This is a genomic window from Leisingera sp. ANG-DT, from assembly GCF_000813785.1.
Taxonomy (GTDB): Bacteria; Pseudomonadota; Alphaproteobacteria; order Rhodobacterales; family Rhodobacteraceae; genus Leisingera.
In genome coordinates this window covers 26,560-43,790 of the sequence record NZ_JWLE01000005.1, presented here as the reverse complement: position 1 = coordinate 43,790, position 17,231 = coordinate 26,560, and the positions used below count along the sequence as shown (strand labels likewise).

At 63.6% G+C, this 17,231-nt stretch carries 22 protein-coding genes; 14 read left to right on the top strand and 8 right to left on the bottom strand.

All coding sequences use genetic code 11. From position 1 onward, the window contains the following. Window positions 1-101: 101 nt before the first annotated feature. Together fmt and RA21_RS05425 are read left to right on the top strand one after the other, a co-directional pair. Window positions 102-1,007, top strand: a complete 906-nt coding sequence (gene fmt / locus RA21_RS05430; RefSeq protein WP_039147146.1) for a methionyl-tRNA formyltransferase — start codon at window positions 102-104, stop codon at window positions 1,005-1,007. 12 nt (window positions 1,008-1,019) lie between these two features. Then, window positions 1,020-1,256, top strand: a complete 237-nt coding sequence (locus RA21_RS05425; RefSeq protein ID WP_039147144.1) for a GlsB/YeaQ/YmgE family stress response membrane protein — start codon at window positions 1,020-1,022, stop codon at window positions 1,254-1,256. Between the two features lie 9 nt (window positions 1,257-1,265). On the opposite strand, the gene RA21_RS05420 is transcribed toward RA21_RS05425, so the two are convergent. From RA21_RS05420 to ispH, 5 genes are all read right to left on the bottom strand, one after another. After that, the gene (locus tag RA21_RS05420) at window positions 1,266-1,889 is read right to left on the bottom strand and encodes a trimeric intracellular cation channel family protein (RefSeq protein ID WP_019296615.1); all 624 of its coding nucleotides are present in this window, start codon (window positions 1,887-1,889) and stop codon (window positions 1,266-1,268) included. 16 nt (window positions 1,890-1,905) lie between these two features. Next, window positions 1,906-2,370 carry a ribonuclease HI gene (gene rnhA, locus RA21_RS05415; protein ID WP_039147142.1) on the bottom strand — a complete coding sequence of 155 codons (465 nt, stop codon included), beginning with the start codon at window positions 2,368-2,370 and terminating at the stop codon, window positions 1,906-1,908. Further along, window positions 2,363-2,962, bottom strand: a complete 600-nt coding sequence (locus RA21_RS05410) for a class I SAM-dependent DNA methyltransferase (RefSeq protein WP_039147139.1) — start codon at window positions 2,960-2,962, stop codon at window positions 2,363-2,365. Before RA21_RS05410 ends, rnhA begins: the two co-directional genes overlap by 8 nt. Before the next feature lie 21 nt (window positions 2,963-2,983). Beyond that, complete coding sequence (locus RA21_RS05405; RefSeq protein ID WP_039147137.1) at window positions 2,984-3,598, bottom strand: LysE family translocator; 615 nt, start codon at window positions 3,596-3,598, stop codon at window positions 2,984-2,986. A 101-nt stretch (window positions 3,599-3,699) separates the two neighbouring features. Beyond that, on the bottom strand, window positions 3,700-4,650 hold the full coding sequence (ispH, locus tag RA21_RS05400; protein ID WP_019296611.1) for a 4-hydroxy-3-methylbut-2-enyl diphosphate reductase: 951 nt from the start codon (window positions 4,648-4,650) through the stop codon (window positions 3,700-3,702). 140 nt (window positions 4,651-4,790) lie between these two features. Here ispH and RA21_RS05395 point away from each other — a divergent pair, with 140 nt between their 5' ends. Next, on the top strand, window positions 4,791-5,258 hold the full coding sequence (locus RA21_RS05395) for a c-type cytochrome (protein WP_039147135.1): 468 nt from the start codon (window positions 4,791-4,793) through the stop codon (window positions 5,256-5,258). Window positions 5,259-5,321: 63 nt separating this feature from the next. Here RA21_RS05395 and RA21_RS05390 read toward each other — a convergent pair whose 3' ends face one another. Further along, entirely contained in the window at window positions 5,322-5,891 is a 570-nt protein-coding gene (locus tag RA21_RS05390; RefSeq protein ID WP_019296609.1) for a LabA-like NYN domain-containing protein, read from the bottom strand. Window positions 5,892-6,028: 137 nt separating this feature from the next. Here RA21_RS05390 and folK point away from each other — a divergent pair, with 137 nt between their 5' ends. From folK to RA21_RS05365, 5 genes are all read left to right on the top strand, one after another. After that, window positions 6,029-6,598 (top strand): 2-amino-4-hydroxy-6-hydroxymethyldihydropteridine diphosphokinase, encoded by a 570-nt coding sequence (folK, locus tag RA21_RS05385; RefSeq protein WP_039147132.1) that lies wholly within the window; start codon window positions 6,029-6,031, stop codon window positions 6,596-6,598. Between the two features lie 93 nt (window positions 6,599-6,691). After that, window positions 6,692-7,045, top strand: coding sequence for a DNA-directed RNA polymerase subunit omega (rpoZ, locus tag RA21_RS05380; RefSeq protein WP_019296607.1), 354 nt, complete (start codon window positions 6,692-6,694; stop codon window positions 7,043-7,045). Between the two features lie 36 nt (window positions 7,046-7,081). Then, entirely contained in the window at window positions 7,082-9,217 is a 2,136-nt protein-coding gene (locus tag RA21_RS05375) for a RelA/SpoT family protein (RefSeq protein ID WP_019296606.1), read from the top strand. A gap of 55 nt (window positions 9,218-9,272) precedes the next feature. Beyond that, complete coding sequence (locus RA21_RS05370; RefSeq protein ID WP_019296605.1) at window positions 9,273-9,914, top strand: DUF2062 domain-containing protein; 642 nt, start codon at window positions 9,273-9,275, stop codon at window positions 9,912-9,914. A 105-nt stretch (window positions 9,915-10,019) separates the two neighbouring features. After that, window positions 10,020-10,766, top strand: a complete 747-nt coding sequence (locus RA21_RS05365) for a pyridoxine 5'-phosphate synthase (RefSeq protein WP_039147130.1) — start codon at window positions 10,020-10,022, stop codon at window positions 10,764-10,766. 73 nt (window positions 10,767-10,839) lie between these two features. Here RA21_RS05365 and RA21_RS05360 read toward each other — a convergent pair whose 3' ends face one another. Further along, window positions 10,840-11,580, bottom strand: a complete 741-nt coding sequence (locus tag RA21_RS05360; protein ID WP_039147128.1) for a hypothetical protein — start codon at window positions 11,578-11,580, stop codon at window positions 10,840-10,842. An 89-nt stretch (window positions 11,581-11,669) separates the two neighbouring features. Between RA21_RS05360 and RA21_RS05355 the strand changes: the two genes are divergently transcribed. Genes RA21_RS05355 through rnc form a run of 5 tightly spaced genes read left to right on the top strand, consistent with a single transcriptional unit; the run spans window position 11,670 to window position 14,670 of the window. Then, window positions 11,670-12,251: a MarR family winged helix-turn-helix transcriptional regulator gene (locus RA21_RS05355; protein WP_019296602.1), complete on the top strand. Its 582-nt coding sequence runs from the start codon at window positions 11,670-11,672 to the stop codon at window positions 12,249-12,251. Window positions 12,252-12,253: 2 nt separating this feature from the next. Then, window positions 12,254-12,673: an ABZJ_00895 family protein gene (locus RA21_RS05350; RefSeq protein ID WP_152610496.1), complete on the top strand. Its 420-nt coding sequence runs from the start codon at window positions 12,254-12,256 to the stop codon at window positions 12,671-12,673. After that, entirely contained in the window at window positions 12,670-13,101 is a 432-nt protein-coding gene (acpS, locus tag RA21_RS05345) for a holo-ACP synthase (RefSeq protein ID WP_039147120.1), read from the top strand. The genes RA21_RS05350 and acpS overlap by 4 nt, the downstream gene beginning before the upstream one ends. Before the next feature lie 58 nt (window positions 13,102-13,159). Further along, window positions 13,160-13,996 carry a signal peptidase I gene (lepB, locus tag RA21_RS05340; protein WP_019296599.1) on the top strand — a complete coding sequence of 279 codons (837 nt, stop codon included), beginning with the start codon at window positions 13,160-13,162 and terminating at the stop codon, window positions 13,994-13,996. Then, window positions 13,993-14,670, top strand: coding sequence for a ribonuclease III (gene rnc / locus RA21_RS05335; RefSeq protein ID WP_039147118.1), 678 nt, complete (start codon window positions 13,993-13,995; stop codon window positions 14,668-14,670). The genes lepB and rnc overlap by 4 nt, the downstream gene beginning before the upstream one ends. Before the next feature lie 4 nt (window positions 14,671-14,674). On the opposite strand, the gene RA21_RS05330 is transcribed toward rnc, so the two are convergent. Continuing rightward, window positions 14,675-16,057 (bottom strand): multicopper oxidase family protein, encoded by a 1,383-nt coding sequence (locus RA21_RS05330; protein ID WP_039147116.1) that lies wholly within the window; start codon window positions 16,055-16,057, stop codon window positions 14,675-14,677. A 190-nt stretch (window positions 16,058-16,247) separates the two neighbouring features. On the opposite strand from RA21_RS05330, the gene era reads away from it, so the two are divergent. Beyond that, the gene (era, locus tag RA21_RS05325) at window positions 16,248-17,153 is read left to right on the top strand and encodes a GTPase Era (RefSeq protein WP_019296596.1); all 906 of its coding nucleotides are present in this window, start codon (window positions 16,248-16,250) and stop codon (window positions 17,151-17,153) included. Window positions 17,154-17,231 lie beyond the last annotated feature (78 nt).

The window sequence follows — 17,231 nt, the reverse complement described above, 5'->3', positions numbered from 1 at the left end:
ATTCCCGGATCGCCTGCGGTCCGGTTCGCGCCCTGGCAGCAGGCTGCCGGGCAATCGGGGCAGGGATTTGCGGGCAGATTGCCCACCCTACGGAGGCATTGATGCGCATTATCTTCATGGGAACGCCTGACTTCTCAGTGCCGGTGCTGGATGCGCTGGTGGAGGCCGGGCACGAGGTTGCCGCCGTTTATTGCCAGCCGCCCCGGCCTGCGGGCCGCGGCAAGAAGGACCGTCCAACCCCTGTCCACGCCCGCGCCGCGGCCTTGGGGCTGGAGGTGCGCCACCCGGTCTCGCTGAAAGGCGCGGAGGAGCAAGAGGCCTTTGCCGCTTTGAATGCAGATGTGGCGGTGGTCGTGGCCTATGGCTTGATCCTGCCGCAGGCGGTGCTGGACGCGCCCGCGCATGGCTGCCTCAACATCCACGCCAGCCTTTTGCCGCGCTGGCGCGGTGCGGCGCCGATTCACCGCGCCATCATGGCGGGCGACGCCGAAACCGGCGTCTGCATCATGCAGATGGAGGCGGGGCTCGACACAGGTCCGGTGCTGTTGCGCGAGGCCACTGCCATCGGTGCGGAAGAAATCACCGCGCAGTTGCACGACAGGTTGTCTGCAATGGGTGCAGCGCTGATCACCGAAGCCTTGAGCCGCCTGCCGGAGCTGACACCCGAAGTGCAGCCGGAAGATGGTGTCATTTATGCCGAAAAGATCGACAAGGCAGAGGCGCAGATCGACTGGACGCGTCCGGCGGCGGAGGTGGACCGCAAGATCCGCGGCCTGTCGCCCTTCCCCGGCGCCTGGTGCGAGATCGAAGGCCAGCGGATCAAGCTGCTGGCCTCACGGCTGGCGGAGGGGCAGGGCGCGCCCGGAGAGGTGCTGGACGACAGCCTGATCGTGGCGTGCGGCGAGGGAGCAGTGCAGCTCTTGCGCTTGCAACGGGCGGGCAAAAGCGCGCAGGATCCCGATGTATTCCTGCGCGGCTTCCCGGTTCCCAAGGGCAGCCGCCTGTAACCGGAGGGTCTGATGCCCATCATTGCCCTGATCATCATCGGCGCCGCGGCAGGCTTTCTGGCAACCAGGCTGATGAAACTCGAAACCGATATCATCACCACAGTCTGCATCGGTATGGCCGGGGCGCTGGTGGGCGGATTGGTGCTGCGCGCGCTGCTGGCGGTGATGGGCTTCATGGCCGGTTTCATAGGCGCGGTGCTGGGCGCCCTGGTGCTGATCTGGCTCTGGCAGAAATACGTACAGCGCTAGACGCCTTTCCTAGCTGCGCGGCGGGCGGCTTTTGTAGACCGGCAGGTGCCAGCCAAACAGGATGGAACCTGCCCGCAGCACCCAGCAGACCCCGGCGCAGGCCAGCAGCGCGAACTTCAGCTCAAACCCCAGCCAGATGGCCGCAACGGCAGTGATGGCGCCTGCCATGGCGCAGGTGATGTAAAGCTCGCCCTGTTTCAGCACCAGCGGCACCTCGTTGCAGACCACGTCGCGCATCAGCCCGCCCATGGTGCCGGTGGCCATACCCATCAGCACGACGATCACCGGCGGGCTGTCCAGCGAGATCGCGGCACCGGTGCCGGCAGGTACAGCAATGGCAAGGGCAAAGCTGTCGAGCCAGACCACCCAGCGCAGGCGGCTTTCCAAGAGATGCGCAGTGAAGAACACCGCCACGGCGGCCAGCGCGGCCAGCAGGATGTAGTTGGGGTTGCCGATCCAGAACACCGGGTTGCGGTCCAAGAGCAGATCGCGCAACGTGCCGCCGCCCAGCGCGGTCAGGCAGGCAACAAAGGCAAAGCCGACAATATCCAGCTGCGCCCGGCTGGCGACCAGCGCGCCGGAAAGGGCAAAGACCAGCACCGAGGCATAGTCCAGCAGCGCCAGAAAGGTCATACGGCAACCCTGCGCATCAGGCGCTTTTCTTCTTCTTGAAGGGCGCCATGCCTGCGCGCGCCAGCTCATCCGCGCGCTCGTTTTCAGGGTGGCCTGCGTGGCCCTTGACCCATTCCCAGGTCACCTTGTGGCGGGCTTGCGCTTCGTCCAGGCGCTGCCACAGCTCGACATTCTTCACGGGTTTCTTGCTGGACGTCTTCCAGCCGTTCCTTTTCCAGCCGAAGATCCAGCCGGTGACGCCGTTCTTCACATAGGCCGAGTCGGTGACCACGGTGATGGTGGACGGCCGCGCCAGGCTTTCCAGCGCGTTGATTGCGGCCAGCAGTTCCATCCGGTTGTTGGTGGTCTCCGCCTCGCCGCCGCTCAGTTCTTTTTCTTTGACGATGTTGTCACCGTCCATGGCGCGCAGCAGAACACCCCAGCCGCCGGGGCCGGGATTTCCAGAGCAGGCGCCGTCGGTATAAGCAAATAATTCAGGCATGCGCCGTCAGTACTACGAACTCCTGGGCAGTGCCAGCCAGTCCTTTGCCCTCGCCGCGGCGGGCGCCGAGCAGGGTGAAGCCGGCGGTTTCGAGTTTTTCGCGCAGCTCGTCCTCGCTGTAGTACGCATAGAACCTGCCCAGCTCGTCGCGGCCCTCGCTCTCGCCCAGTTTCATTGCCAGGCATAGCGTGCCGCCTTCGGTCAGCGCCCGGCGGAGGGCGGTCAGGTGAACGGAAAGTTCCTCCCGCGGCACATGCAGCAGGCTGAAATAGGCCCAGATGCCGTCAAACACCGCCTCTGCATCCAGCGCGTGAAACCCGGCGGTAATGACCTCAATCCCATAGGCCGCGCGAGCCGCCTCTGCCATTTCCGGCGAGGCATCAAGCGCAGCTACCCGAAAGCCGGCATCCCGGAAACGCGCAGCCCAATGGCCGGGGCCGCAGCCAAGGTCCAGCAATGTGCCGCCTTCGGGCAGTCGTGCAGTGAAGGCCTGAAAATCAGCCTCCTCCCCCGGGTCCGTTCTGCCGGTGAAAAGCTCGGCGTAATCCGCCGCGCGGTCGTCGTAGACGCTGATGGTTCTGTCATCACTCATCTGGATCTCTCCTGGGCAGGGTCAGGCGCGTTCCATGGCCAGCCGGGCGGCAAGGCCTGCAAAGACGGCCGCAAAGCCGCGGTTCAGCCACTTCAGCACCCGCTCGCTGTTCAAGAGGTAAGTGCGGGCCTGGGCGGCAAACAGCCCGTAGAGCACGAAGATGGCAAAGGTCATCACCATGAACACCAGTCCGAGTACCGACATTTCCAGCGTGGCGCTGGCGGGATTGCCGCTCAGGAACGGTGGCAGCAGGGCCAGGAAGAACACCGACAGTTTGGGGTTCAGGATGTTGATCAGCGCGCCGCGCCAGGCGATTTTCCAACCGGGCTGGCTGGTGCGTTTCGAGGACACAGCCAGCGCGCCGCCGCTGCGCAGCGCCTGCCGGGCGAGGTACAGGAGATAGGCCACGCCCGCGGCCTTGACGATCTGGAACAAGAGAGCAGAGCTGTGCAGCACCGCCGCCAGCCCCAGCGTGGCCGCGGCCAGATGCGGAAGGATACCGAAGGTGCAGCCGATTGCGGCCCAGATGGAAGCGCGCCAGCCCTGGCCGAGACCAAGCGCCAGCGTGTAGATGACACCCGTGCCCGGTGCGAGGACGACGACAAAGGCGGTAATCAGAAAGTGCAGCGTGATCATGAAAACGGCTCCAGAAATAATGCCCGGGACCTTAGGCGTACCACGGTTCGCCTGAAGCGGGTGTAATTTCTGTCACTTAGTATGCACTCTGGTCTGTGCGCTCACGCAGGCTGCCTCAGCACGCGGGGCACCTTGAATTCCACTGTTTCCACCGCGGTCTCCACGACTTCCACGGTCACCTCATAGCGCTCCCGGAAAGCGTCGATCACCTCGTTGACCAGCAGCTCCGGGGCCGAAGCGCCGGCGGTGATGGCAACCGAGCGGATGCCTTCGAGCGCGCGCCAGTCGATGTTCTCGGCACGCTGCACCAGCTGGGCATACTCGCAGCCGTTCTTGGCACCGACTTCGACAAGGCGGCGGGAGTTGGAGGAATTCGGCGCGCCGACTACCAAGAGGGCGTCGGCCTTGGGCGCCACCGATTTCACCGCCTCCTGACGGTTGGTGGTGGCATAGCAGATGTCTTCCTTGTGCGGGCCGATGATGTTGGGAAACCGTTCTTCCAGCGCTGCAACGATGCCCTTGGTGTCATCCACCGACAGGGTGGTCTGGGTTACATAAGCCAGCCGGTCCGGATCACGCACCTCAACCGTCGCCACGTCTGCGGCGGTCTCAACCAGCAACACCTCGCCCTCAGGCAGCTGGCCCATGGTGCCGATGGTTTCCGGGTGGCCCTTGTGGCCGATCATGATCATTTGCAGCCCGGCCTCGGCGTGGCGCTGGGCTTCGATGTGCACCTTGGAGACCAGCGGGCAGGTGGCATCGACATAAATCATCTCGCGTGCTTCGGCCGCGGCGGGCACAGATTTCGGCACCCCGTGCGCGGAGAAGATCACCGGGCGGTCATCCGGGCATTCATCCAGCTCCTCGACAAACACCGCGCCTTTTTCGCGCAGGCTGTCGACCACGAATTTGTTATGCACGATTTCATGGCGCACAAAGACCGGCGCGCCCCATTTGCCGATCGCCATTTCAACGATTTTGATCGCGCGGTCCACGCCGGCGCAAAAGCCGCGCGGCGCGGCGAGGTAGAGGGTCAGGGCTGGCTTGGTCATGGGCGTCTCCTTGCGCGCCAGAGGTAAGCGCTTCGAGCGGCAAGGTCCAGTGCCGCGGGCGCTTCACGCGAGTGTGATTTCAGCTTCCAGCGCCGGAAGGCGGCAGATAGTTTTACGGCACGCCAGGACGGGAGGCAGAAATGATACGGGCATTCACGCGGGCTGCGGTTTTGGTTCTAGCGGGCGAAGCGGGTTTTGGCATTGCCTCCGCAGGTGCCACGCCTGCAAGTATCCTGCCGTATGATGATCCGGCTGAGGTTGAAGCAGGCAGTGCGGTTTATGAGGAAAACTGCGCCAGCTGTCATGGGGGCGACCTGCAGGGGGAGGCTGACTGGCAGACGCGGGACGGCGAGGGCTATCTGCCCGCGCCGCCCTTGGACGGGACCGGTCATGCGTGGCACCATCCGGATGAGCAGTTGCTTGAAGTGGTCAGGAAAGGCGTGGCGGCAATTGCTGGCGGTGGCTACAAAAGCCGCATGGAGGGCTTCGGTGGCGTGCTGAGCGACGCGGAACTGCGTCAAGTGCTTGCCTATGTCAAAAGCCGCTGGCCCGCAGATGTCATCGCGCGCCACAACCAGATCAACAGCCAGGGTCACGCGCACGACTAAGTGTTTCCGGAACAGGCGCCACCCCATCTGATGCCTGTTCCGGTTTGTTTCCAGCGTCTCCGGTCAGCCGTGGGCGGCTGTTGCGGAACGCGGTTCGCTCTGCTCGCGCGGCGGGCGGCCGATCACGTCGCGCAGCTCTTCCAGCTCGATGAAATTGTCGGCCTGGCGGCGCAGGTCGTCAGAGATCATCGGCGGCTGGCTGCGGATGGTCGAGACCACCGAAACGCGCACGCCCTGGCGCTGCAGGCTGGCAATCAGCGGGCGGAAGTCCCCATCGCCCGAGAACAGCACGATATGGTCCACCCGCGGTGCCAGCTCCATGGCATCGACGGTCAATTCGATGTCCATGTTGCCTTTGACTTTGCGGCGGCCCATGCTGTCGGTGTATTCCTTGGCCGGTTTGGTGACCATGGTGAAGCCGTTGTAATGCAGCCAGTCGACTAGAGGCCGGATCGGTGAATACTCGTCGTTCTCGAGCAGAGCGGTGTAATAAAAGGCCCGCAGAAGCTTGCCGCGGCGCATGAATTCCTGCCGCAGAAGCTTATAGTCGATATCAAACCCGAGCGCCTTGGCCGCGGCGTACAGGTTTGACCCGTCTATGAACAGCGCGAGCCGTTCGTCCTTGTAAAACATCAAAATTTTCCTTCCGGTATATCCGTCTCGGCCGGGGGTTCCGTGAGTGAATGCTTGAAATCGGCGAAACGGGTAGACTTAATGTAAGTTATTTGTCATTTGCCGCAAGTATACTGTCCGTTTGAATAGGGTCAAAGATGGCCGTAAACCGCAAAACGGCGCTGATTGCTCTTGGCGGCAACCTGCCAGCTGACGCTGATGCGCCTCAGATCACCCTGTCAAAGGCCATCCGGGCGCTGCAGTCGGAGGAGATTTCCCTGCGCTGCGTGTCGCGGTTCTTTCAAACCCCCTGTTTCCCGGCCGGCGCCGGGCCGGACTATGTGAACGCTGCGGTTTCCCTGGAAACCGCGCTGTCCGCGGGTGACCTTCTGGCGCGGCTGCATCAGGTCGAGGCGCAGTTCGCGCGGGTGCGGGAGCAGCGCTGGGGGATGCGGACGCTGGATCTGGACCTGATGGACTATGACGGCGCCGTGCTGCCCGATGCGGCGGCCTATGCCCGCTGGCAGGGGTTGCCATTGGAGCACCAGATGCAGGCAGCACCGGGGCAGCTGATCCTGCCGCACCCGCGCATCCAGGACCGGGCCTTTGTGCTGGTGCCGCTGGCCGACATCGCGCCGCGCTGGCGCCACCCGGTGCTGCAGAAAACCGTGACAGAGATGCTGGCGGAGCTGCCAGCGCAGGACGTGGCCGAAGTGACCCCGCTCTGAGCCGCGCAATGCGTTGTTTTCCGCCCTTGTCAAGAGAAAGATATGGGCGTAAATGTCTGCCTTCTGGACCAGGAATGATATGGAGAGTCGCTGATGGCCCGCGTGACGGTTGAAGATTGCGTAGATAAAGTGCCCAACCGCTTTGAGCTGGTGATGCTGGCTGCGCATCGTGCCCGCGAGATCTCGGCAGGTGCCCCGATCACCGTCGAGCGCGACAACGACAAGAACCCGGTTGTGTCCCTGCGTGAAATCGCCGACGAGACCCAGAGCGCCGACGACCTGCGCGAGCGCCTGATCGAGAGCAACCAGACCCAGATCGAAGTTGACGAGCCGGAAGAAGATTCCATGGCTCTGCTGATGGGCGCTGACAACGACAAACCGGCTGACGATGACATGTCGGAAGAGAAACTGCTGCGCGCACTGATGGAGGCCCAGGGCCAGGGCTGAGGCGCGCGTCTGGACTATTGAGGCTGCGGACCGGACATGATTTCCCCTGACGACCTGATTGCTCTGGTCCGCAACTACAATCCCAAAACAAACGCGGACAGGATCGCGGACGCCTTTGCGTTTGGCGAGCAGATGCATGACGGGCAGTTCCGCCACTCGGGCGAGCCGTATTTCACGCATCCGGTGGCGGTGGCCGCCATCCTGACCGAACAGCGCCTGGATGATGCAACCATCATCACCGCGCTGTTGCACGACACCATCGAAGACACCAAAGCCAACTACGAGGAAGTCTCCCGCCGTTTCGGCGAAGAGGTGGCGATGCTGGTCGATGGTGTCACCAAGCTGACCAACCTGCAGCTTTCCAGCCGTGAGACCAAGCAGGCGGAGAACTTCCGCAAACTGTTCATGGCGATGTCCAAGGACCTGCGGGTCATTCTGGTCAAGCTCGCCGACCGCCTGCACAACATGCGCACCATCAAGGCGATGCGCCCGGAGAAACAGGCCCAGAAGGCGCGCGAGACGATGGACATCTATGCGCCGCTGGCAGGCCGCATGGGTATGCAGTGGATGCGCGAAGAGCTGGAGGACTTGGCCTTCCGCGTGCTGAACCCGGAAGGCCGCCAGTCGATCATCCGCCGCTTTGTGACCCTGCAACGTGAAACCGGCGACGTGATCCACCGGATTACCGGTGATATGCGGCTGGAACTGGAAAAAGCGGGCATAGAGGCAGAGGTCTTTGGCCGCGCCAAGAAACCCTATTCGATCTGGCGCAAGATGCAGGCCAAGGATCAGGGCTTTTCGCGGCTTTCGGACATATATGGCTTCCGGGTGATCACCCTGTCCGAAGAGGATGCCTACCGCGCGCTGGGCGCCATCCACCAGCGCTGGCGGGCCGTGCCGGGCCGGTTCAAGGACTACATCAGCCAGCCGAAATCCAACGGCTACCGGTCGATCCACACCACCGTGTCGGGCCGTGATGGCAAACGGGTGGAGGTGCAGATCCGCACCCGCCAGATGCATGATGTGGCGGAAACAGGCGTGGCGGCGCATTGGTCCTACCGGGACGGCGTGCGCACCGAGAACCCGTTTGCCGTCGACCCGGCAAAATGGATCGCCTCGCTGACTGAACAGTTCGACGCTGAGGACGATCACGACGAATTCCTCGAAGCTGTGAAGCTTGAGATGTATTCGGACCAGGTGTTCTGCTTCACCCCCAAGGGCGACGTGATCAAGCTGCCCAAGGGCGCGACGCCGATCGACTTTGCCTATGCCATCCACACCCGTATCGGCAGCTCCTGCGTCGGCGCCAAGGTGGACGGTATCCGGGTGCCCTTGTGGACCCGGCTGCGCAATGGCCAGTCGGTCGATGTGATCACCGCTGAGGGGCAGACCCCGCAGGTCAGCTGGCTGGAAATTGCCACCACCGGCAAGGCCCGCACCGCCATCCGCCGCGCCCTGCGCGAGGCGGACCGGGCGCGGTTCGTCAAGCTGGGCCACGAGCTGGCGCGCTCCGCCTTTGAGCACGTCGGCAAGAAGGCCACCGACAAGGCCCTGGAAACCGCCGCCCGCGCCCTGCGTGCCAGCGGCGTGGACGAGCTTCTGGCGCGGCTTGGTGCCGCGGAAATCACTGCGCATGATGTGGTGCAGTCGGTCTACCCGGAACTGACCACAACCGGCGATGGCGACGAAATCTCTCCGCGCCGTGCAGTGATCGGCCTTGAGCCAGGCCAGAGCTTTGAGCGCGCAACCTGCTGCCAGCCGCTGCCGGGCGAGCGCATCATTGGCATCACCTACCGCGGCCGCGGGGTGGTGGTGCACGCCGCTGATTGCGACAAGCTGGGCGAATTCGAGGACCAGCCGGAGCGCTGGATGGACGTCCAGTGGCACAGCGGCACCCACCCGGCCGCCTATGGCACCACGCTGGAATTGACCATCGGCAATGACGCTGGCGTGCTGGGACGCATTTGCACATTGATTGGCGAGAAAAAGGCCAATATCTCGGACCTGGAATTTGTAGACAGGAAACCAGACTTTTACCGGCTCATGATCAATGTGGAGCTGCGGGATGTGGAGCAGCTGCACTCGCTGATGCTGACGCTCGAAGCAGAAAGCGATGTCGCCGCGGTGGCGCGGTTCCGGGAAAAGCCGGAAGAGCGCCACTTTCCGGGGTAAACCGCTGAAACTCTGAGCCGGGAACTGGGCCGGGAACTGGGAAGGACGGACAACTTTGGTATTCAGGCGCCGGGACAGACGTCCGCCCCTCCGGGCGCTGGCGGACTTCCTCTGGCCGCGCGGCGGCTGGGGGCGGGCGTTCCTGTATGTGAAGCACCGGGTCCGGCGCCTGCCCGATTCGCCCGAACGCATCGCCCGCGGCATCTGGGCGGGGGTGTTCACCACCTTCACGCCATTCTACGGCCTGCATTTCTTTGTCGCTGCAATCATTGCGCGGATGATGAACGGCAATATCCTGGCCTCGCTCAGCGCCACGTTCTTTGGCAATCCGCTGACCTATGTGCCGATTGGCGTCGCGTCGCTGCAGACCGGGCATTGGCTGTTGGGGACGGAGTTTGACCAGGAAGTCGACAAATCCCTGGTGGGCAAGTTCCTGGCTGCTGGCGGTGATCTGAAGGACAACCTGATTGCGCTGTTCATGGACCGCCCTGCCGACTGGCAAGGGCTGCACCTGTTCTACAATGAGGTGTTCTATCCCTACATGATCGGCGGGGTGATTCCGGGCATCATCTGCGCAACTGTCTGCTATGTGCTCAGCCTGCCGGTGATCCGGGTCTACCAGCAGCGCCGCCGGGCCAAGATCAAGGCCAAGTTCGAGGCCATCAAGAAACGCGCCGAGGTCGACACCGGGCTTTAAAGCGCCTGCCTGATTGTACCATTATTGCCTGCAGGCTTGCTCTTGCAGTTTGTCTGTCTAGTCTTTGAGACAAGGCTTTGACTTCAGACAGATGAGAGTGCTCTCATGACAGACAATCAGCTGCGCCTGGGCGTGAACATCGACCATGTTGCCACCGTGCGGAACGCCCGCGGCGGCGCCTATCCGGATCCGGTCCGCGCCGCAAAGCTGGCCGAAGATGCCGGCGCTGACGGCATCACCGCACATCTGCGTGAAGACCGCCGCCATATCACCGACAGCGATATTGATGCGCTGATGGAGGCGCTGACCGTACCGCTGAACTTTGAGATGGCTGCGACGGTGGAAATGCAGAAGATCGCCCTGCGCCACAAACCGCACGCAGTCTGCATTGTGCCGGAAAAGCGCGAAGAGCGTACCACCGAAGGCGGGCTGGAAGTGGCGCGCGAGGAAAACCGCCTCGCTCATTTCATCGCTCCGTTGCGGGATGCCGGCTGCCGCGTGTCGATTTTCATCGCCGCTGACCGGAAACAGATCGACGCCGCACACCGCATCGGCGCGGAGGTAATCGAACTGCACACCGGAGCCTATTGCGATTATCACGCTGAGGGCCGGTTTGAAGACCGCGACCGCGAGCTGGAGGCGCTGCGGGAGATGTCCGCCTATGCCCATTCGCTGGGATTGGAAGTGCACGCGGGTCACGGGCTGACCTATGACACCGTGCAGCCGGTTGCGGCCTTCCCGGAAGTGCGCGAGCTGAATATCGGCCACTTCCTGATCGGCGAGGCGATCTTTCGCGGGCTCACCCCGGCAGTGCAGGAAATGCGCCGCCTGATGGACGCCGCGCGCGGCTGACAACGATCAGCCAGAAAGGGGCCGGGGCAAGGCATACCACTGCCCCGGGCCAGATTAACTCCCGCAGATCAGGTCATTCCAGCTTGCCGGGCAGGCTCAGGTCGCCAGAAGCGATATCGAACACATCCGTCACGCACAACAGCGGCTCGTGGATGTTCGCATTGACCTTCAACCCGGCCGTCACCCCGTCAAATGCCAGCGCCTCTTCTGTCAGTGGAACCGCCAGGCTGACTTCTTTGCCGTTCAGGACCGGAGAATAGCCGGGGCTGTCGATGTAGAGCGGCAGTCCCGGCCAGGTTGGCGGCAGCGCAGGCGTTGCGCCTTCGGGGATGTCCTTGACCGACAGCATGCCTTCGCCGCAGCCATCGTTGGGGGTCAGCACCACCCAATGGCTGTGCCAGCCGGCACCATCGTTGGCCAGATCGCCATCGCCGTTTTCGTCGAACAGCGGTGTGTCGTCAAAGTCCGGATGCGCGGTGGCAACCAGCGCCAGCGTGCCGCTGCCGGCTTCAAAACCCGCGGCTGAGGGATCCAGCGACAGCGGCCAGACATAAGCCTGTACCCCGGCGCCACTCAAGGAACCTGTGGCAGGTGGCACGGAGCTGCCGGCCTCTCCCCCGGTTTCCATCCGGAACGTGACATGCCCGCCAGTGCGGCTGGCATGAACGCTGCGGATGTCAGTGTCCGGCGCTATCCCCTCCTTGGCGTCCGACAGCAGCGGTTCTGCATCGGTTGCAGCGTGGCTGCCGCCGGCCTGTGCCGCTTGCCCCGCACCCAGAGCGGCAATCGCCGCCAGATAATATGCGAATTTCATTTCAACCTCCTTGATGTCGACTCGATGTCATTTGATAGTATCGAGTCGAAAGTATTGCAATGGTAATTTTGACTCGCTATCAAGCTTGCATGACTGCGGCACATGAAATCGCCAGCCTGCTCGACCGGCTCTCGCGCCTGCATGGCACCGGGCGCCGGGCTGCCGGGCTCAACCCGGCGCAGGCGTCGGCGCTGGATTATCTGGCGCGGGCCAACCGGTTCTCCCGGACCCCGTCGGCGGTGGCCGACTACCTGTCAGCAACCCGCGGCACGGTCTCCCAGACGCTGAAGTCGCTGGCTGCCAAGGGTTTGGCGCAAGAAGGGCCAGGCGGCAGCGACCGGCGCTCGCGGCGCTATGATCTCACGCCGCAAGGCCAAGCCGTGGCCGGGGCCCTGGACGCTGCACCGCAAGTGGACCTGCCAGCCAGCCAGATGGAAGAAGTCCGGGATGCGCTGCAGCAGCTGGTCAGGGGCATGATCGCGGCCCGCGGCGGGCGCAGTTTCGGTCTGTGCCGCAGCTGCCGGCATCACCGGGCGTCTGCTCAGGGCGCCCATTGCGCGCTGCTGGATGTGCCGCTTCGGGACGAGGAAACAACACAGATCTGCCAGGAGCATGAGCCGGGCAGGACGGAAAAGGCGCGGCCGGATGGCTGTGATGCCGGGGGGGAGTGAATATGCAGGTCAATCTAGTCCGTTACGGTCTTTGGTGGATGGGGGCCTCTGTTGCGATGCTGCTGGCAGGTCTTTTGCTGGCGCAATTCGGTATCGGCATGCCAGCTGGGCTGGCAACGGTGCTGCCGCCGATGGTGGCGTCGGTCGTGGAGGGCATGCGCATCGCCCAGGCCACCCGCGCGCCCCTGCCGGGCAGGGATGCCTGGGTCTGTGCGGCGGCGATGACCGCGGTTGTGGCACTGCTGACCATTATCCAGCTGCCGCTCTACTGGAACAGTCCGATGGTAACTGAAGCGCGGCAGACAATTCCGTTTGTTTTCCTCGCCGGGATCTTCCTGCTGCTGCTGGCGGTCATCCTGATGGTCAACCGGCTGTTCCTGGGCCATGGCATCAAACTGGGTCTGAAACGGCTGGAAGAATGATCCTGGGCATCGGAACCGACCTCGCCAATATCGAACGCGTTCAACGCACGCTGGACCGGTTCGGCGACCGTTTCCGCAACCGTGTTTTCACCGAGGTGGAGCAGCGCAAGGCCGAGCGCCGCCGCGATGTGGCCGGCACCTATGCCAAACGCTGGGCCGCCAAGGAGGCCTGTTCCAAAGCACTGGGCACCGGCCTGCGCATGGGGATCGCCTGGAAGGACATGGCGGTCAGCAACCTGCGGAGCGGCCAGCCGGTGATGCATGTGACCGGCTGGGCCGCCGACAGGCTGCAACAGATGACCCCGCCCGGCCATGAGGCGGTGATTCACGTGACATTGACCGATGATCACCCCTGGGCGCAGGCCTTTGTGCTGATCGAAGCACGCCCGATCCCGGCGAACCCGGCGGAATCATCCGCCGGAACTTGACTTGCCCCCCTCAGGCCCGCATGTAGCCCCGGACCCTGTTACCAAACCGGAGAGCCTGATGACGGCCAAAGCAAAGACCAGCAGTTCGATCATCGAGACGATCAAGACCGTCGTCTACGCGCTGCTGATTGCCGGTGTTTTCCGCACCCTGTTCTTCCAGCCCTTCTGGATTCCGTCCGGCTCGATGAAGGAAACCCTGCTGATCGGGGATTTCCTGTTCGTGAACAAGATGGCCTATGGCTATTCCTACGCCTCTTGCCCCAGCCTCCGCTTCCCGGCGGTCGGGGTGAACATCGACGCCAAGAAAATCTGTGCGTTTCTGGATGGCGACAACACCCGCCTGATTGGCAGCGAACCAGAGCGCGGCGATGTCGCAGTGTTCCGCCACCCTGTGAACGGCAACGACTTCATCAAGCGTCTGGTCGGCCTGCCGGGCGACAAGATTCAGATGAAGAACGGCGTGCTGTTCATCAACGGCGAAGCGGTGAAGCTGCAGGACGCAGGCGAGTTCGAGGAAGTGATGGAGCGGCAGGGCCCGCAAGGCTCGATGCCGCGCTGTGAAAACGCTCCGGTGGGTCAGGGCGCTGTCTGCAAGAAGTCGCGCCAGATCGAGACCCTGCCCGGCGGCAATGAGCATACTGTGCTCAACATCACCAACCAGGGCGTAGACCACACCAGCGTCTATCAAGTGCCCGAGGGCCATTATTTCTTCATGGGCGACAACCGCGACAACTCCTCGGACAGCCGCCTGCCGCAGTCCGCGGGCGGGGTTGGGTTCGTGCCGTACGAAAACCTGATCGGCCGCGCCGACCGGATCATGTTCTCCTCCGCCGGGCGCTCGATGCTCTACTTCTGGACCTGGCGCAGCGACCGTTTCTTCAAGGGGATCCAGTGAAACTGTCCAAGGAACTGCGCGCGTTCGAGGAGCGGATCGGGCACAAATTTGCCCGCCCCGACCTGCTGCAGCGTGCCGTGACCCACGCTTCCGTCTCCTCCTCCACCCGCAAGGACAACCAGCGGCTGGAGTTTCTGGGCGACAGGGTGCTGGGGCTGGTGATGGCTACCGCACTTCTGGAGCATGACAAGACCGCCACTGAGGGCCAGCTGGCACCGCGCTTCAACGCGCTGGTGCGCAAGGAGGCCTGCGCCGATGTTGCCAAGGAAATCGACCTGGGCGCGGTGCTGAAACTGGGCCGCTCCGAGATGATGTCCGGCGGGCGCCGCAAGCAGGCGCTGCTGGGCGACGCGATGGAGGCGGTGATTGCCGCGGTTTACAAGGACGCGGGCTTTGACGCTGCTGCGGAGGTGATCCTGCGCCTGTGGGGCAACCGTATCCACCAGGTCGAAACCGACGCACGTGACGCCAAGACCTCGCTGCAGGAATGGGCGCAGGCCCGCGGACAGAAGGTGCCTACCTACGTGGAGGTCTCCCGCAGCGGCCCCGACCACGCACCGGTCTTCACCATTGCCGCCCGTCTTGAAGACGGCACCGAGGCGCAGGCCACCGCAGGCTCCAAGCGGCAGGCCGAACAGGCCGCCGCCAAGGCGCTGCTGGAACAACTCGGCTGATCCGTCAGACCACCCGGATGTAACCGGCCAGACCGGTTTTCTGATGCTCGATCACATGGCAATGGAACGCCCATTCGCCGGGATTGTCGGCGACCAGGGCAATCTCGGCCACCTCATCCTTCAACAGCAGCAGTGTATCGGTCACCAGCGGCGGCAGTGTCCGCAGGTTGGAGCGGATCGGAACAAACGCCAGCCCGTGCAGATGGATCGGATGCAGGTTCGGCGATTCATTCCGCAGCCGCAAAACATAGCTCTTGCCGCGTTCCAGCACGGCCAGCGGCCCAGTACCCTTGGCCGCATCTCCGGCCCAGGGCGTGCGGTTGATCGACCAGAAACTGTAGCCCATGGAGCCGCAGTAGCCATCATTCGGCGGCCCGCCCTCCGGCGTCCAGCCAAAGACGAAATCATGCACCTCCGCCTTTGCCAGATCAGGCCGGGCAACCGGATTGGCAGGCAGCGGTTTCAGTTCCCGCAAGTCCCGTGCCAGGTCCGCGCCAACAGACCGCAGCCGCGCCATGGTGCGGGTGGGCTGACCTGGAAGTTCTGCAAGCAGCTCCGCCGACTGCCCCTCGTCTGCTGGCATCCGCACTGCAAATTCCACCCGTTGTCCGGGGCCGACCAGCAACGGCTCCTTGGCCGAGGGCAGGGGCAGTTCAACCGCCACCGGATGCCCGTCCCAGGCAATGATCAGCGACTGAGCGGTGCTCAGGTGCAGCTTGTAGATCCGCGTGGTGTCGGTGTTCACCACCCGCAGCCGAACCAACCCGCCCGCAGGGTGATCATAAACCGGCGCCTGCAGCCAGTTTGCAGTCAGCACATTGCCGTGCGTCCCGCCGCGGGCCGCGCCGCGTGCAGTGTAATAGGGCAGGAACGCGCCCGCATCATCCAGCCGGAAGTCCCGCAGGTTAACTACCTGATCGGCGTCGAACCCGGGCTCCTCCGTTTCGCGGATCACCATCACTCCGGTCAGCCCATGCGCCATCTGCGCCATGGTCATGCAATGCGGGTGATACCAGTAGGTGCCGGCATCCGGCGGCGTGAACGTGTAGTCAAAGCTTTCGCCACCTGCGATCGGCATCTGGGTCAGGTACGGCACCCCGTCCATCGCGTTGGCAATCCGCAGCCCGTGCCAGTGCATCGCGGTGTAATCTTCGGTGCCATTCTCCACCCGCAGCCGCATGGGGGTGCCTTGGGTGCCAAACAGAACCGGCGGCGGCGCATCCGGCGACAGGCTCACCAGCCCTTCGGTCGGCGTGTCACGGAAGGCAAAGCTGGCAGGCTGAATGGTCAACTGCTGCGCCCCGCCGGTACCCGCCAAACCCCAGCTGCCTGCGCCAAGCGCCCCGGCAGATGCAGCAGTCCTAATCAGAAAATCCCGGCGGTTCATCAGGCAGGCCCCTTATGTGCACTCGAATAAAGGCCTGGCTTGTGGAACTGGCTCGGCGCGGTGGTTCTTTCACGGGATTTGCCACAGGTCTTTGACATAGGGCAAGCTGGCCGAAGCCCAATGAAAACGCCTCTGGCCCCTGTGGGTAAATTCCTGTAGAGGCACTGATCTGCAAACAGGACCAGTTGAAATGACCACACGCGCCGGATTCGTTGCCCTGATCGGAGAGCCCAACGCGGGCAAGTCCACCCTTCTGAACCGCATGGTCGGGGCCAAGGTCTCAATCGTGACTCACAAGGTACAGACCACCCGCGCCCGTATCCGCGGCGTGGCGATGGAGGGCGACGCGCAGCTGGTGTTTGTCGACACGCCCGGCCTGTTCAAACCCCGCCGCCGCCTGGACCGCGCCATGGTTGCCGCCGCCTGGGGCGGTGCCGCGGACGCCGATGTCGTCGTGCTGATGGTGGAGGCCCACCGCGGCATCACCGAAGGGGTTGAGACCATCCTCGAAGGCCTTGCCGAAATCGGCGAGGGCCGCACCGTGGCGCTGGCAATCAACAAGATCGACAAGGTGCCGGCCGAAAAACTGCTGGGCCTCACCCAGGACCTGAACAGCCGCTACACATTTGCCGAAACCTTTATGATCTCGGCAGAGCGCGGCCATGGCGTCGACGATCTGCGCCAGTGGCTGGCGGGCAAGCTGCCGGAAAGCCCCTGGCTCTACCCCGAGGATCAGATCGCCGACCTGCCAATGCGGATGATCGCGGCGGAAATGACCCGCGAAAAACTGACCCTGCGCTTGCACCAGGAGCTGCCTTATCAGTTGACCGTCGAGACCGAAAAATGGGAAGAGCGCAAGGATGGCTCCGCCCGCGTCGACCAGATGATCTATGTGGTCCGCGACGGCCACAAGGGCATCGTGCTGGGCAAGCGCGGCGAGACCATCAAATCCGTCTCCCAGGCCGCCCGCGCCGAGCTGGAGGAATTCCTGGGCCGCAAGGTGCACCTGTTTCTGCAGGTGAAGGTGCGCCCGAACTGGCTGGAAGAAGCAGAGCGCTATTCCGAAATGGGCCTCGACTTCAAGGACGGCAATTGAAGCGCCCCGTGCTTTTCACCTTTGTGAAAATACTCCCGCCGGAGGCTCCCGCAGGCTCCTTGAGCGCTGACGCAGGCG

Excerpts from the sequence above, each read along its gene's own strand:
- RA21_RS05350 (WP_152610496.1), top strand. The coding sequence starts at position 12,254 with ATGCAGGTCAATCTAGTCCGTTACGGTCTTTGGTGGATGGGGGCCTCT.
- folK (WP_039147132.1), top strand. The coding sequence starts at position 6,029 with ATGGCCGTAAACCGCAAAACGGCGCTGATTGCTCTTGGCGGCAACCTG.
- RA21_RS05330 (WP_039147116.1), bottom strand. The coding sequence starts at position 16,057 with ATGAACCGCCGGGATTTTCTGATTAGGACTGCTGCATCTGCCGGGGCG.
- rpoZ (WP_019296607.1), top strand. The coding sequence starts at position 6,692 with ATGGCCCGCGTGACGGTTGAAGATTGCGTAGATAAAGTGCCCAACCGC.
- rnhA (WP_039147142.1), bottom strand. The coding sequence starts at position 2,370 with ATGCCTGAATTATTTGCTTATACCGACGGCGCCTGCTCTGGAAATCCC.
- RA21_RS05360 (WP_039147128.1), bottom strand. The coding sequence starts at position 11,580 with ATGAAATTCGCATATTATCTGGCGGCGATTGCCGCTCTGGGTGCGGGG.
- RA21_RS05365 (WP_039147130.1), top strand. The coding sequence starts at position 10,020 with ATGACAGACAATCAGCTGCGCCTGGGCGTGAACATCGACCATGTTGCC.
- acpS (WP_039147120.1), top strand. The coding sequence starts at position 12,670 with ATGATCCTGGGCATCGGAACCGACCTCGCCAATATCGAACGCGTTCAA.
- era (WP_019296596.1), top strand. The coding sequence starts at position 16,248 with ATGACCACACGCGCCGGATTCGTTGCCCTGATCGGAGAGCCCAACGCG.
- RA21_RS05395 (WP_039147135.1), top strand. The coding sequence starts at position 4,791 with ATGATACGGGCATTCACGCGGGCTGCGGTTTTGGTTCTAGCGGGCGAA.
- RA21_RS05405 (WP_039147137.1), bottom strand. The coding sequence starts at position 3,598 with ATGATCACGCTGCACTTTCTGATTACCGCCTTTGTCGTCGTCCTCGCA.
- RA21_RS05390 (WP_019296609.1), bottom strand. The coding sequence starts at position 5,891 with ATGTTTTACAAGGACGAACGGCTCGCGCTGTTCATAGACGGGTCAAAC.
- RA21_RS05375 (WP_019296606.1), top strand. The coding sequence starts at position 7,082 with ATGATTTCCCCTGACGACCTGATTGCTCTGGTCCGCAACTACAATCCC.
- ispH (WP_019296611.1), bottom strand. The coding sequence starts at position 4,650 with ATGACCAAGCCAGCCCTGACCCTCTACCTCGCCGCGCCGCGCGGCTTT.
- RA21_RS05410 (WP_039147139.1), bottom strand. The coding sequence starts at position 2,962 with ATGAGTGATGACAGAACCATCAGCGTCTACGACGACCGCGCGGCGGAT.
- RA21_RS05420 (WP_019296615.1), bottom strand. The coding sequence starts at position 1,889 with ATGACCTTTCTGGCGCTGCTGGACTATGCCTCGGTGCTGGTCTTTGCC.
- lepB (WP_019296599.1), top strand. The coding sequence starts at position 13,160 with ATGACGGCCAAAGCAAAGACCAGCAGTTCGATCATCGAGACGATCAAG.
- fmt (WP_039147146.1), top strand. The coding sequence starts at position 102 with ATGCGCATTATCTTCATGGGAACGCCTGACTTCTCAGTGCCGGTGCTG.
- RA21_RS05355 (WP_019296602.1), top strand. The coding sequence starts at position 11,670 with ATGACTGCGGCACATGAAATCGCCAGCCTGCTCGACCGGCTCTCGCGC.
- RA21_RS05425 (WP_039147144.1), top strand. The coding sequence starts at position 1,020 with ATGCCCATCATTGCCCTGATCATCATCGGCGCCGCGGCAGGCTTTCTG.